The organism is Kribbella voronezhensis (genome assembly GCF_004365175.1).
GTDB classification, from domain to species: domain Bacteria; phylum Actinomycetota; class Actinomycetes; order Propionibacteriales; family Kribbellaceae; genus Kribbella; species Kribbella voronezhensis.
The window spans coordinates 3,638,420-3,651,548 of the sequence record NZ_SOCE01000001.1 but is presented as its reverse complement, the minus strand read 5'-3'; the positions used below and the strand labels follow the sequence as shown (position 1 = coordinate 3,651,548).

General features: G+C 68.8%; 9 protein-coding genes. 6 read left to right on the top strand and 3 right to left on the bottom strand.

The features are described from left to right. The first annotated feature begins 43 nt into the window (after positions 1-43). The 4 genes from EV138_RS16790 (at position 44) to EV138_RS16775 (ending at position 4,459) form a co-directional block, all read left to right on the top strand. Positions 44-949 carry an NAD-dependent epimerase/dehydratase family protein gene (locus EV138_RS16790; RefSeq protein ID WP_238158183.1) on the top strand — a complete coding sequence of 302 codons (906 nt, stop codon included), beginning with the start codon at positions 44-46 and terminating at the stop codon, positions 947-949. A gap of 59 nt (positions 950-1,008) precedes the next feature. After that, a complete protein-coding gene (locus tag EV138_RS16785; RefSeq protein WP_238158182.1) occupies positions 1,009-1,719 on the top strand; it encodes a protein phosphatase 2C domain-containing protein in 711 nt (236 codons plus the stop codon). Positions 1,720-1,826: 107 nt separating this feature from the next. Then, on the top strand, positions 1,827-3,035 hold the full coding sequence (locus EV138_RS16780; protein ID WP_133979852.1) for a DUF4328 domain-containing protein: 1,209 nt from the start codon (positions 1,827-1,829) through the stop codon (positions 3,033-3,035). Between the two features lie 113 nt (positions 3,036-3,148). Further along, positions 3,149-4,459 carry a hypothetical protein gene (locus EV138_RS16775; protein WP_133979851.1) on the top strand — a complete coding sequence of 437 codons (1,311 nt, stop codon included), beginning with the start codon at positions 3,149-3,151 and terminating at the stop codon, positions 4,457-4,459. On the opposite strand, the gene EV138_RS16770 is transcribed toward EV138_RS16775, so the two are convergent. Both EV138_RS16770 and EV138_RS16765 read right to left on the bottom strand, forming a co-directional pair. After that, positions 4,440-5,993, bottom strand: a complete 1,554-nt coding sequence (locus EV138_RS16770; protein ID WP_133979850.1) for a glycerol-3-phosphate dehydrogenase/oxidase — start codon at positions 5,991-5,993, stop codon at positions 4,440-4,442. The two genes, EV138_RS16775 and EV138_RS16770, sit on opposite strands and share 20 nt — an antisense overlap. Then, complete coding sequence (locus tag EV138_RS16765; protein WP_133981952.1) at positions 5,990-6,625, bottom strand: TetR/AcrR family transcriptional regulator; 636 nt, start codon at positions 6,623-6,625, stop codon at positions 5,990-5,992. Before EV138_RS16765 ends, EV138_RS16770 begins: the two co-directional genes overlap by 4 nt. Positions 6,626-6,742: 117 nt before the next feature. On the opposite strand from EV138_RS16765, the gene EV138_RS16760 reads away from it, so the two are divergent. Beyond that, on the top strand, positions 6,743-8,335 hold the full coding sequence (locus tag EV138_RS16760; protein ID WP_133979849.1) for an FAD-binding oxidoreductase: 1,593 nt from the start codon (positions 6,743-6,745) through the stop codon (positions 8,333-8,335). A gap of 140 nt (positions 8,336-8,475) precedes the next feature. Here the strand turns inward: EV138_RS16760 and EV138_RS16755 are convergent, their stop codons facing one another. Beyond that, positions 8,476-10,734, bottom strand: a complete 2,259-nt coding sequence (locus EV138_RS16755) for an outer membrane protein assembly factor BamB family protein (protein WP_133979848.1) — start codon at positions 10,732-10,734, stop codon at positions 8,476-8,478. Between the two features lie 174 nt (positions 10,735-10,908). Between EV138_RS16755 and EV138_RS16750 the strand changes: the two genes are divergently transcribed. Further along, the gene (locus tag EV138_RS16750; RefSeq protein WP_133979847.1) at positions 10,909-13,104 is read left to right on the top strand and encodes a galactose-binding domain-containing protein; all 2,196 of its coding nucleotides are present in this window, start codon (positions 10,909-10,911) and stop codon (positions 13,102-13,104) included. Positions 13,105-13,129: the final 25 nt, after the last annotated feature.

Here is a 13,129-nt window from a genome sequence, read left to right as displayed (position 1 = left end):
CAACTTTCAGCTGATCGCCGAACACGGCAGGCACGATGGAGGGGTGACCGGATCAGAACGGGTGATGGTTTTCGGCGCCGGCGGCTTCCTCGGCGGCCGGATCTGCGCACTGCTGGCCGAGCGCGGGATCGAGCACCGGGGGTTCACCAGGAGCAGTGGTGAGCCGCATCGGCGGTTCGACCTGGCCGTCGATCACCACTACGCCCTCGACACCCAGCTCGCGATGTACAAGCCGACTGTGATCATCAACGCCGCGGCCGCGACCCAGGGTGACGTCCCTGCCCTGACCAGGGGAAACGTGGTCGCGGTCCAGGCGCTGCTCGAGTCGGCCCGGCACCACGCGACCAACGCCCGCTTCGTCCAGATCGGCTCAGCGGCGGAGTACGGCGGTGCGCCGCGCGGCACCAGTCAGGACGAGGACGCAGAGCTCCGGCCGGGAGGACCGTACGGGATCACCAAGTTGGCCGGCTCGGAGCTCGTACTGCGTGCGCAGAGCCACGGGGCGGACGCGGTCGTGCTGCGCTCGTTCAACATCAGTGGACCCGGGTCGCCGGCCAGCACGTTGCTCGGCCGTGTCGTACGCCAACTGGGGACCACCGACACCCTGCAACTGGGGTCGCTCGACGCCTGGCGGGACTACGTCGACGTACGGGACGTCGCCGAGGCAGCGGTGGCAGTGGCGACAGCGGAGGACAGGCTGCCGCCGGTGTTCAACGTCGGCTCCGGGCGGGCTGTGCTGGCCAGGGACGTGGTCCAGCGGCTGGTCGAGCTCAGCGGGACCTCCACTCAGGTCACCGAAGGGGTCGTGCACCCGGACCACGCAGGTTCGGCGGCGGAAGACGTGCCTTGGCAGCAAGCCGACACCACGCTGATCCAGAAGCACCTCGGCTGGTCGCCCGCGATCAGCCTGGACCAGTCGCTGAAGGACACCTGGGCCGCTCGGGGTTGAATGGCTGGGTGGAGATCCGCTCAGCCTGTCAGCCGGCGCCGGATCGGTGGCCACCTTCGGTGAACGAGGACCTGGTCCTGGCCGGGCCGGACTTCGTGGTCGTGCTCGACGGGGCGACGGCGCCGCCTGAGCTCGATTCGGGCTGCCGCCACGACGTCGCGTGGCTGGTCGAGCGACTGGGCGGGCAGTTGGTCCTGCCGTTGCTGGCCAGGTCGACGGCGCCGCTGGCGGATCTGCTGGCCGATGCGATCGCAGCCGTCTGCGCTGAGCATGCCGACACGTGTGATCTCACGAACCCGGACAGCCCGTCGACGACGGTGTCGATGCTCCGGGTCGGTGCGGATCAGGTCGAGCACCTGGTGCTGGCGGACTCGCCGATCGTGCTGCGGTCCCCGGATCGCCAGCTCACGGTAGTGGCGGACAACCGGGTCGACCTGCTGCCGGAGTACACGTTCGAGGCGGTACGGCGGATGCGGAACCAGCCGGGCGGGTTCTGGGTGGCGAGTACGGCACCCAAGGCGGCGTACGAAGCAATCGCCGGTACTACGGACCGCGCGGTGGTTGAGGTGGCCGCGGTGCTGACCGACGGCGCGTCGCGGTACTCCGAGCGGTACGGGCACAGCTGGGACGAGTTGGTCGACGTGCTGGAGACGAGCGGGCCGTCGGGGTTGATCGAGCGGGTTCGCGAGTACGACAGGCTGGCTTCGGTGGGGAGCTTTCGGGGCAAGCGGCATGATGATGCGACCGCGGTGTTCTGCCGGTTGGGCTGACCTTTCGAGCTCGGCCGAATCTGCAGCTTTGGCCTGTGGACAACCTCTGAACGCTCCCTGCGCTGCGATAGCTTGTTGGGCAAGGGGACCGGGGAGGTGGGGGAACGATGAGTCACTATCAAGGGCCGTACGACGGGCCGCCGGCATCGCCGTATCCAGGCACCCCAGCCGGCCCACCGCAGTACCCGAGCTCGGAGGGCGGACCGGCGCAGCACTACGGGGGTCCGCCCGGGCATGCGGGGCCGCAGTTCGGTGGGCCCTATCCGGGGGCGTATCCGATCGTGCAGTCGGGGCCGAAGTACCGGGCGTTGCGGCGGACGGCGCAGGTCAGTGTGCTGTTGATGGGGCTCACCTCGGTGGCGGCGGTGATCCAGTCGGTCGTGCTGTGGCGGTCGTATGGGGGCGTCAAGCGGTTCATCTATCTCTTGGTGTCCGAGGACGAATACCAGCGCGGCGTCGAGCGGATCGCGCACACCGGGCCGCTGCTGGACCTGGTCAACTACCTCTTCCTCGGGACCGGGATCGCCTTCCTGATCTGGCTCTGGCAGGCCCGGGAGAACACGGAGATCCTCAAGCCCGACTTCGCTTCCAGCTACCAAGGCGGCTACAACTCACGAAGTGGCGCGCACCGGCATGCGCAGGGGTGGACCGTCGGCGGCTGGATCTGCCCGATCGTCCAGTTCTGGTATCCGCTGCAGATCGTCCAGGACGTCGTCACCGCCAGCGAGCCACCGAGCGAACCGGGCGCCGCAAGGTCCGGTCAGGTCCGGTCGTTGCTGTACGGCTGGTGGGCCTGCTGGACCGCGTTCTGGGTGATCCTCGTGGGCGGAGGCGGGTTCGCGGGCATCAGCTTCATCGTCTGGCTGGTCCGGCTGGTCGACCAGGCGCAGGCCGCCGAGGCGACCGACGGCTACGTCGACATCTACGACATGCAGACGTTCATGGTCCGGGTGGCGCTCGGCGTCAACATCGGCTTCACCGTCGCCACGCTTCTCCTGATCGCCGCCGCCGTCACGAGCTCCTTGCTGCTGTTCCGCGTCACCAGCTGGCAACAGTCCCAGGCCGACGCACGCATCCCAGGCTGGCAACAGTCCCAAGCCGACGCGCGCATCCCAGCAACTCCCCCAGGCCTGCCGATGCCGTCAGGCCAACCGGAGCAATCGGTGCCGCAGCAGCAGCCGGGCTACCTTCCGCCGGGACCACCCCAGTACGCTCCTCGCCCGCTGCCCGGGTTCACCACCCAGCCGGGGCCGAGGTTCCCGTCCTACGGCAGCAAGCAACGGCAGTCCGGAAACTCCGAACCGCCTTCCCAGTGATGCGAATTGCAGCAAGCTGCAATTCGCGGCCGCAAAGGCTGGTGATGCGATAGGTTTGCGGCCGATTCCGGCGACGGTCAGCGATCGCCGGCCTTCCGCCGTACGGGGTTCTCATGCGTAAGTCAGCTCTTGCCGTCCTGCCTGTCGCCTTGGTCGCGGCAACTCTCTCCGGGCCGTCCGCCCAAGCCGTCGGCGTCGCGCAGATCGGCTGGACCGACGCGACCCACACCAACATCCGGATCAGCTGGCCGGCTCACACCGGTCCGCTCCGGGTGGTCAGCAAGAGTCCGCTCAGCGCCGACCGCGTGCTGGCCGACCAGACGTCGGCCGATCAGGTCGTCATCGCGAAGGGCCAACTCCAGGTCGGATCGACCGATGTGATGGTCGAGGTTCGCGACGCCACCTCCAAGGAGTTGGTCGCGCAGACGACTCACTTCGACACCATCGCGCCCTACCCGAGCCTCGACTGGCCGGCGAAAGCGGCTGCCGGCGGTGCGATCACCGTCAGCTGGACCTTCGAGTCGTCCACCGGCGCGCCCGACAGCACTCCGAACGACCCGCTGGACGTGACGCCGACGTCGGCCCGCATTCGGATGACCGGCACCAACGGCTGCACCTGGACGAAGCTGCCGGCCGTGAACGGGCAACACGGCAGCACCACGCTGCCGTACCAGAAGCCGCCGTTCCGGGTCGGGACCTACGCCGACACAGAGTGGGGCGCCAGCCAGGACCAGGGGCTGGCAGTGGTCAATTTCGCGGTCAGCCAGAAGGTGCCTGCCTCGACGCCCTACGGCGACGACATCCGGGTCCCGTTCACCAGCGACGCGATCCGTCCGGGACACTGCTCGAACGGGGTGGCAAGCGCGCCGTACAAGGTCTCGGTCCAGAACGCCGTTGATCTGCAGACGCGGAACAGTTCCACAGCGGGGTGGCGATCGACTTCGGGCGGCGCTGTCATCTGGCCTGCCCTCACTCCGAAGGTGTTCCGCGAGACCTCGATCGGCGCCCGGGAGTACCGCACGGTCGCCTACAACGACTACGAGGCTGTGGTGATCGCGGGATCCGACCCCGAGGTCAACTGGGTGGTTGGGTACAGCGCGGTGACGCCGCCGGTGGCCGCGGTTACGCCGTACAAGTTGATGCGGGCGATGTTCAGTCCGGCGACGGTGACGCTGGGACAGAAGACGACCGCGGTGATCGGGGTCCGGCCGTACAGCAACGTCACCGGCATCATCCAGCGGTGGAACGGCACAGCGTGGGTGACCCACAGCAGCCTGGCGATCCGGTCGGGTGACGGCACCTACTCCTACAAGCCGACCGTTCGCGGCAAGCAGACCTTCCGGTTCCTGGTGCCGAGTTCGACGTACGGCGGGCTCAAGATCAACTGGATCGCGACGAACGCGTTCAGCCTGACGGTGCGCTGAGCTGGAGAGCGGCCTCGGCGGCAGGCAGGCCCAGCGCCCGATCTGCCGCCGACAGGCCGAGCCGGGTACGCCGGTCGAGGAGGTCGTCCGCAGTGAGCGCGCCCTCGTGCCGTACTGCGAAGCGGAGCTCCGCGTGTGTCGTGGCCAACCCGGGCGCGATGGGCTCCAGCAGCGAAGGCTCGCAAGCGATCACCTCGGCAGCCTCCACGCCGTACCGCTGGACGAAACGCGCAGGCGCACGCACCGCCGCAAGGTGGACCCGATCGGCCGCGCCGACCAGTGGGATCCGATGCGTCAGGCACGGCCGCCGAGCCGTGAGCCGGCCATCAGCCAGCCCGGCGTCGAGTGCGTCCTGCGCCATCCGCCGGTACGTCGTGAGCTTGCCACCCACGATCGTGACGAGCCCGTCCGTGCCGGTGATGACCGCATGCCGCCGGGAGATGTCCGCAGTCTTGTCCTCACCCCGGTGATGCCCGGTATCGAGCAGCGGCCGCAGGCCGGCGTACGTGCCGAGCAGGTCAGCTCTGGTCAGCGGGACCTGGACGGCCGAACTGATGGTGCCCAGCAGATAGTCGATCTCCGCGTCCGTCGCCACCGGTACGTCGCTCACCGGGCCCGGCGCCTCCTCGTCGGTCAACCCGACGTAGACCCGACCGTCCGGCGCGGGGATCGCCATCACCACCCGGCGCAACTCCCCCGGCACCGGCACGGTCAGCACCGCGGACAGTCCACCGAAGGCGGACTGCGGCAACACCAGGTGCGCGCCCCGGCTCGGCCGCAGTTTGATGCCTGAGGCAACTTGATCGGCCCAGATCCCGGTCGCGTTGATCACCAGCGAGGCGTCGACGTCGATTCGTCGCCCGGACAACTGGTCGACCACCACCGCGCCGCGCCCGGTGACCTGCTCGGCCGCACAGCGGGTCAGCACGCGGGCGCCGTACTGCGCGGCGGTGCGTGCGATCGCGACGACCAGCCGCGCGTCGTCGTACAGCTGCCCGTCCCAGGTGAGGAAGCCGCCACGCAGGCCGTCCGGGCGCAGGGTCGGGGCGTAGCGGAGGAGTTCGGCTGAGCTGACGCGGCGCGAATGCGGCAGGTAGTCGTCGCTGGTGTGGGCGAAGGTGCGCAGCACATCGCCGCCGAGGAAGGCTCCGCGTAGCATCGCCGCCTGCATGAACCTTGCCTGCGGCAACCAAGGTGCCACCTGCGGGACCGGGTGGACGAGATGGGGAGCGGTCGTCTTCATCAGGATGCCGCGCTCGACCGCGCTCTCGTACGCGATCCCGACGTGCCCGGAGATCAGGTACCGCAAGCCGCCGTGCACGAGCTTCGAACTCCACCGGCTGGTCCCGAAAGCCAGGTCGTGCTTCTCCACCAAGGCAACTGACAAGCCGCGCGCGGCGGCGTCGAGGGCAACGCCGGCGCCGGTCACGCCGCCGCCGATGACCAGCACGTCGACCTGGCGGGTGGTGTCCAGCCAGTCGAGTTCCCGGGTACGCCGGGTCGCGTTCAGGCTGGCGTTGCCGACCGCGATCATGGCACCAGATACCTGGTCAGCATCACTCGCAGCTCCTCGTCGAGCTTCGGATACTCGCCCGCTTCGGCGAGCACCGGGCCGGACACCGCAGACGCCAGCGAGACCAGGATGATCTGCCGCGAGAGCCAGTCGGGGTCGCCGGACCGGATCGAACCGTCCTCCTGGCCGGCCCGGATGCCCGCCTCGACCAGGGCCAGGTGGGCGACCGTGCTGCTGCCGCGCCGCTCCAGCAGGTACGGCGTGAGGAATTCGGGATCCAGTTCGATGATCTTGCGCATCAACGGGTGCGTCCGGGTCTTCGCGACCACCTCGACGACGCCCTCGACCAAACGCGATCGCCCATCCACCGCATCGGGCTGGAACGCCGAGACCAGCGCGGTCGTCCACTCCCGCGTCATCAGGGCGGCCACGACGGCCTGCACGTTCGGCCAGCGCCGGTACAGCGTGGCGCGGGAGACCTCCGCGTGCCGGGCGATGTCGGCCATCGTCATCCGCCGCATCCCGATCGCCAGCAGCAGCTCGTACGCCGCGTCGAGGATCCGCTCCTCGCCGATGGCGTTCGCGGGCGCCGGCCTGCTCGAACCGGTCGAGCCGGTGGATTCGTTGTCGGTGTCGCTGATACGCTGAGACATCACACGCCAAAGTGTATCAGCGACTTTGACGTCCGGGAACGGTCTCGCGGGAGCCGGAGTCAGGGGTCTTGCTCCCGCGAGACGCTACCGCCCGAGCCGAGCAATGGGGAGTCCGCGATGACCGAATCCGACCTGCCGGTGGTGCAACTCACCCCCGGCCGCTGGGGCGATCCCGCACACCCGCTAACCCTCCCACCCGCCGCCCTGCAAGCCCTCAAGCACCTGGGCGTCCGCCGCCCAGGCGCCACCACCGCACCTGCTGACCGGTCCGGGCTCACAGAAGAAGTGAGTGGGCTTTTGGTCGAGTTGCTTGGTGGTGAGTATGTGAAGACGGATCTGGAGATGCGCTGGGGGCACACGCGCGGGTACTCGACGACTGATCTGCTGCGGCATCGGGCCGGTGACACCAGCGACATGCCGGCCGCCGTGGTCTTCCCTGGATCACACGACGAAGTACAGGCGCTTCTCACGTCCTGTTCTGAGCATCACCTTGCTGTGGTTCCGTACGCCGGTGGCACGTCTGTGGTCGGCGGGTTGGCGCCGAAGGGGACGGCGTTCATCGCCGTCGATCTGCGCAGGCTCGATCGGCTGGTGGAGGTCGACGAGGTGTCCCGTACGGCGACGATCGAGGCGGGCGTTCGGGGTACGGCGGCGGAGGCGTTGCTCGCCGAACGTGGCTACACCCTCGGCCACTTCCCACAGTCCTACGAAGGCGCGAGCATCGGCGGCTATGCGGCCACCCGGTCGAGCGGCCAGTCGTCGGCCGGGTACGGACGCTTCGACCAGATGGTGGTCGGCCTGACCATGGCGACGCCGCGCGGCACGATCCGGCTCGGCCGTGCGCCGATGTCCGCGGCCGGACCGGACCTTCGGCAGTTGGTGCTCGGATCCGAAGGCACGCTCGGCATCATCACCAGCGTCGTACTCCGGATCCGGCCGCGCCCGGTCGAGCGAGTCTTCGAAGGCTGGCGATTCGGCGCCTTCGAGGAAGGGCTGGCCGCGATTCGTCGGCTCGCGCAAGACGGGCCGCTGCCGACCGTCCTGCGGTTGTCCGACGAGGTGGAGACCGCGATCAACCTCGCCGACCCGGATGTGCTCGGCGGCGGCTCGGGCGGCGTACTGGCGATCGTCGGGTTCGAGGGTGAGCACACCGAAGTACGCCGTACTGAGGTGGGCGTTGTTTTGCGCGGTGCCGGTGGAGAGGCGCTGGGCGAAGGGCCGGGTGAGACCTGGCGAGAGGGGCGGTACCGCGCGCCGTACCTGCGCGATCCCTTGTTGGACGAGGGGGCGTTGGTGGAGACGCTGGAGACCGCCGGCTTCTGGTCGACGCTGCCGGCGCTCAAGGCCAAGGTCACCGAGGCGCTGGTTGCCGCGTTGAGCGAGCAGGGGACGCCGCCGATCGTGCTCTGCCATGTGTCACATGTCTACGAGACCGGTGCCTCGCTGTACTTCACCGTCATCTGCGCGCAGACCGACGAGCCGATCTCCCAATGGCAGCAGGCGAAAACGGCGGCGAACGCGGCGATCGCGGCCGCAGGCGGGACCATCAGCCATCACCACGGCGTCGGCACCGACCACAGGAGCGCGTACGCCGAGGAGGTCGGCCCACTCGCCATCGAGGCCCTCCAAGCGGTCAAGCGCGTGCTCGATCCGCACAACATCCTCAACCCCGGCATCCTCATCCCACCCCCAACCCACCAAACACCCTGACCCACCCGAGGTCAGCCCGCCGTCGCCGACCTGCGCCCGTGGTCAGCTCGGTGTCGCTGGGCCGTCGGAGCTCGCCCGGCATTGCTGACCCATTCACAAGTTCGCCCGGCATCGCTGCTCCCGCCCGAGGTCGGCCCGGGTCAGCGGAGGGCTAGGACTGCCTTGTGGGTTGCGGCTAGGAGTTGGTTTCCGACTGCTTGGACGCCGCCTCGGCAGATGACCTCGGCCGGTAGCGCGACCTGGCGGTAGCCCGCCTCGTCGATCACGTCCAGCAGGCAGTGGTCCTTCGCCTCCAGGTCCGGGACCATCGCCACTCGGGCGTCGGTCGTGACCGCGACCCGCTGGCCCGCCTTGACCGGGGCGGTCCGCTGCCAGACGACACCTCCGGTCTCGGCCTTGAGCACCGTGACCACTGTCTGGGTGTCTTTGGCCGCGACCGGACAGTCCAGCAGCACCAGTTTGTCGCCGGCCACGGTCACGCTGGTGCCGCAAGCCCAGTTCGACGGCACTTGCCATCGCCACTTCACCGTGCCGGTGCGCGGTTCCACCCCGACCAGGGTTCCGCGCATCTCGCTCTCGGCGCGCCCGTCCCGCTCGGTCCAGACGATCAGACCGCCGACCGCCATCGGTTGCTCACCGAACCAGGGGCTCGGGCCGCTCCACAGCTTCTTGCCGCTCTTCAGGTCCAGGGCCGTCGTCTCGTTGCGCCGCTCACCGCACTGCCGGTCGAGCAAGGCGAGCGCGGTATCGGCTGTTGCGACGGCGCCGATGGTCGTGCACCGACCCGGCTCGAAGGTCCAGCGGTCGTTGCCGTCGAGGTCCACCCCGCGAAGTTTGTCCGAGCCCTTGCCGACCTGCTCGCCGGTCAGCAACGGGTCGGCGGACAGGAGGTCATGGTCGCGGGTGCCGAGTGGCCAAGTCTCCTTCCGCTTTCCCGTGGCGGCGTCCAGCACCAGGTAGCCGACATCGTCGAAGTTGGCGATCAGCAGTTGTCCGTCGGCTGTGGCAGCCAGTTCGGGGGTGCCGTCGGAGTCGGATCGTGAGTAGCGCCAGCGCGGCTCGCCGGTCGCCGGGTCGAGCATCACGACAGTGCCCGTCTCGCTCGCGATGGCGATGCCGTGTTCGGTACTGACGGCTCTGCGAACGGCGTCGGCGCTGTACGAGATCGGCCGGCTGACCCAGGCCATACCGCCGGTCAGTTCGGACCGTGCGGGGATGCCGACCGGGGCGTCCGATCCGGTCAGGTGTTCGTTGGCGCCCAGCAGATAGGCACGGTGGATCGGCTCGCCGACGAACACCACCGCGCCGACGATGACGGCCACCGTCGTCGCCACGGACAGCAGCTGTCCCCGATTGAATTCCGGCCGGGGATGGCGGGCGACCGGCCAGCACGAGGCCAGCCCGGCGATGCCTGCCACGAGGAGCAGGACGGCCGAGATCATCAGCAGCGGGACCCGGTCGCCGACACCGGTCGACGGCGTCTTGGCCGGCGCCAGCACCCAGGTGATGATCACTCCGGCCAGACCGGCAACCACCACGGCGCCGCTGACGACTCTGGCCATGCGGCCGACTCGAGGTGCGAAGCGGATGAACAGCGGCACCGCGCACGACTCCAGCACACAAAGCACGCTGGGAAACCACACCGAGTCCGAACTGCTCGGAGACCGCCAGGAGTAGTGGGCGGCTCCGTAGGCAGCCATCGCAGCTAGGACCGGGCTGAACACGGCCGCGGCGATCAAGGCCGCTCGCTGCCAACCTCGCCAGGGCGCCGGAAGCGTGCCGTCCAGAACGGCCAACTCTCTGGTCAGGTTCGCGCGCGCCGCCTCGTCGAACCGCTCCCGGCCGAGTTGGGTCCGGTAGATCGGTCCCTCGAGAAGACCCTGCACAGTGGCGAGCCGCTGCCTGATCGCCGTACTGCGATCCCCGGCGTCGCCGGCATCCCCGGCATCCCCGGCGTCGCGGCGGAGCTCGGAGGCGTGCGTGGCGTAGTTCGCTCCGGCATAGGTGGCGTTGACCGCGTCGAGCAGGACCTGGGCATTCGCGTCTTCGGCTTCAGGACTCGACGCGCCGGTCAGCCGGACCAGCCGGGCGACCTCGGCGACCCGGGTCGAGCTCACGCCGTACGCCGGAAGGTTCTCCTCGGCGAGCTCGGCCGACGCCTCGGCGTCCTCGGCGGGCCGGCCGCTCGGCTCGTGGACGGCCCGGTGGAACCACACTGCGAGCCGCACGGCAACGGGATCCGTGCTGAGTTGCTCCAGCGAGTCCAGGGCGGCCAGGACCGCTTCGAGGTACTGATCGCGGTAGGCCCGCCGGTCGGACGCCGTGTAGCGACCGGCAAGATCGTCCGCCAGCGTCGCGGCGTCGGGGATCAGCTCGTTCCAGCGATCGCGAAGCGGCATGTGGACAAATCTATTCGGCAGTCGGGTCGAGCAAAGCCGACCCGAGTAGACCTCTATCCACAGTGGTATCAACAGCTGTTGATAACTTGCGTGAAGAGATCGAACTATTGCGGAAGGTTGTCGACTTCCTTAAGGTGTGGCGAATATCCTCCGCCCCGAGGAAGGTGCAGTTCGATGACGATCCCTCGTTCAGCCGCAATCCTGGCGCTCGTCTCCGGTACGGCGCTCGCCGGCACCGGTCTGTCCGCCGCAGCGGTCCACTCCCCAGCACTCCGATCGACAACGCTCCAGGCTGTCGGCGCTTCGTTGCCCTTCACGATCCTCGAAGCGGAGAACGCCGCGACGAACGGCAGCAAGCTCGGCCCGAGCTACGCCCAGGGCACCCTCCCAGCCGAGGCCTCGAACCGGCAGGCCGTCACGCTCACCAGCGGCCAGTACGTCGAGTTCAACGCGCCCGGCACGACCAACGCGATCAACGTCGCGTACTCCGTTCCGGATGGACGCAGCGGCACCCTCTCGGTCTACGTCAACGGCCAGAAGCTCTCGCAGTCCCTGGCGGTGACCTCGAAATACAGCTTTGTCGACACGGCCTGGATCGCCGGGTCACGAACGCACAAGCTCTACGACCACGCCCGGCTGCAACTCGGCCAGACCGTCGGCGCGGGCGCGAAGATCAGGCTCCAGGTCGACGGCGAGAACACCGCCGGCCCGTACACGATCGACGACGGCGAGTTCGAGAACGTCGCCGGTGCGGCCGGCCAGCCTGGCGGCTCGATCTCGATCACCGATCGCGGCGCGGACCCGACCGGCAGCAACGACTCCACCGGCGCGATCCAGAGCGCGATCGACAGCGCTCGCGGGAGCGGTGGCACCGTGTGGATCCCGGCCGGCCGGTTCCGCGTCGGCGGCACGATCAATCCCGACGGCGTGACGCTTCGCGGCGCCGGACGCTGGTACTCGACGCTGCTGAGCAGCCACCTGATCGACCGCCCGAACGGCGGCGGCAACGTGAAGCTCTACGACTTCGCCGTGATCGGCGAGGTGACCGAGCGGCACGACGAGTCGCCGGACAACTTCGTCAACGGCAGCCTCGGCCCGAACTCGGTCGTCTCCGGCCTGTGGCTGCAGCATCTCAAGGTCGGCCTCTGGCTCACCGGCAACAACGACAACCTGGTGGTCGAGAACAACCGGTTCTACGACCTGACCGCCGACGGGCTGAACCTGAACGGTACGGCGTACAACGTGCAGGTGCGGAACAACTTCCTGCGCAACACCGGCGACGACGCGCTGGCGATGTGGTCGCTGCACGCGGCCGACCGGAGCAGCACCTTTGCCAACAACACGATCGTGCAGCCGACCCTGGCGAACGGCATCGCGATCTACGGCGGCACCGACCTGACCGTGCGGGACAACCTGGTGTCCGACACGAACGCGCTCGGCGGCGGGATCGCGATCTCCAACCAGTCGTTCGGTTCGCCGTTCTACCCGCTGGCGGGCACGATCACGGTCTCCGGCAACACGCTGGTCCGCACCGGCGCGATGAACCCGAACTGGGGTCAGAACCATCCGCACGGCGCGATCCGGGTGGACGCCTATGACACAGCGATCAACGCGGCGGTCCGGTTCACCAACAACCGGGTGGTGGCGAGCCCGTGGTCGGCGTACCAGTTCGTCGACGGTGGCGGCGCCGGCCGCGCGGTGCAGAACGTGACGGTGGACGGTGGCTCGATCGAGGGCGCCGGGACTGTCGCCTTCCAGGCGGAGACGACTGGCTCTGCGTCGGTGAGCAATGTCAGCGCGAGTGGCATCGGGCGAGCGGGCGTCTACAACTGTGCCTATCCGAGCGGTTCGTTCGCGCTGAATCGCGGGAGTGGCAACAGCGGCTGGGATTCCACCTGGAGTGGCTGCAACTGGGTGGAGCCGGGCGGCGGCAGCACCACGCCGCCGACGGGCAACCTCGCGGCCGGGCGGCCGGTGACGGCGACCAGTTCAGTGCAGTCCTACGTTGCGAGCAACACGGTGGACGGCAATGCCAACAGTTACTGGGAGAGCGCCAACAACAGTTGGCCGCAATCGCTCACTGTCGACCTCGGAAGCAGCCAGAGTGTGAAGCGGCTGGTGCTGAAGCTTCCCCCGAGTACGGCGTGGGGCACGCGCACGCAGACGATCGCAGTACTGGGGAGCGTCGACGGATCGTCGTACAGCCAGTTGGCCGGGGCCGCCGGGCGCACCTTCGATCCGGGCTCCGGCAACACGGCGACGATCACACTGCCGAGCGCCGTGAACACGCGGTACGTCCGGCTCACCTTCACGGCCAACACCGGCTGGCCGGCGGGGCAACTCTCGGAGTACGAGGTCTACGCCAACTGATCTCTGCTGTACTGAATAACCGGGG

Excerpts from the sequence above, each read along its gene's own strand:
- EV138_RS16770 (WP_133979850.1), bottom strand. The coding sequence starts at position 5,993 with ATGATCGCGGTCGGCAACGCCAGCCTGAACGCGACCCGGCGTACCCGG.
- EV138_RS16765 (WP_133981952.1), bottom strand. The coding sequence starts at position 6,625 with ATGTCTCAGCGTATCAGCGACACCGACAACGAATCCACCGGCTCGACC.
- EV138_RS16780 (WP_133979852.1), top strand. The coding sequence starts at position 1,827 with ATGAGTCACTATCAAGGGCCGTACGACGGGCCGCCGGCATCGCCGTAT.
- EV138_RS16750 (WP_133979847.1), top strand. The coding sequence starts at position 10,909 with ATGACGATCCCTCGTTCAGCCGCAATCCTGGCGCTCGTCTCCGGTACG.
- EV138_RS16775 (WP_133979851.1), top strand. The coding sequence starts at position 3,149 with ATGCGTAAGTCAGCTCTTGCCGTCCTGCCTGTCGCCTTGGTCGCGGCA.
- EV138_RS16760 (WP_133979849.1), top strand. The coding sequence starts at position 6,743 with ATGACCGAATCCGACCTGCCGGTGGTGCAACTCACCCCCGGCCGCTGG.
- EV138_RS16755 (WP_133979848.1), bottom strand. The coding sequence starts at position 10,734 with ATGCCGCTTCGCGATCGCTGGAACGAGCTGATCCCCGACGCCGCGACG.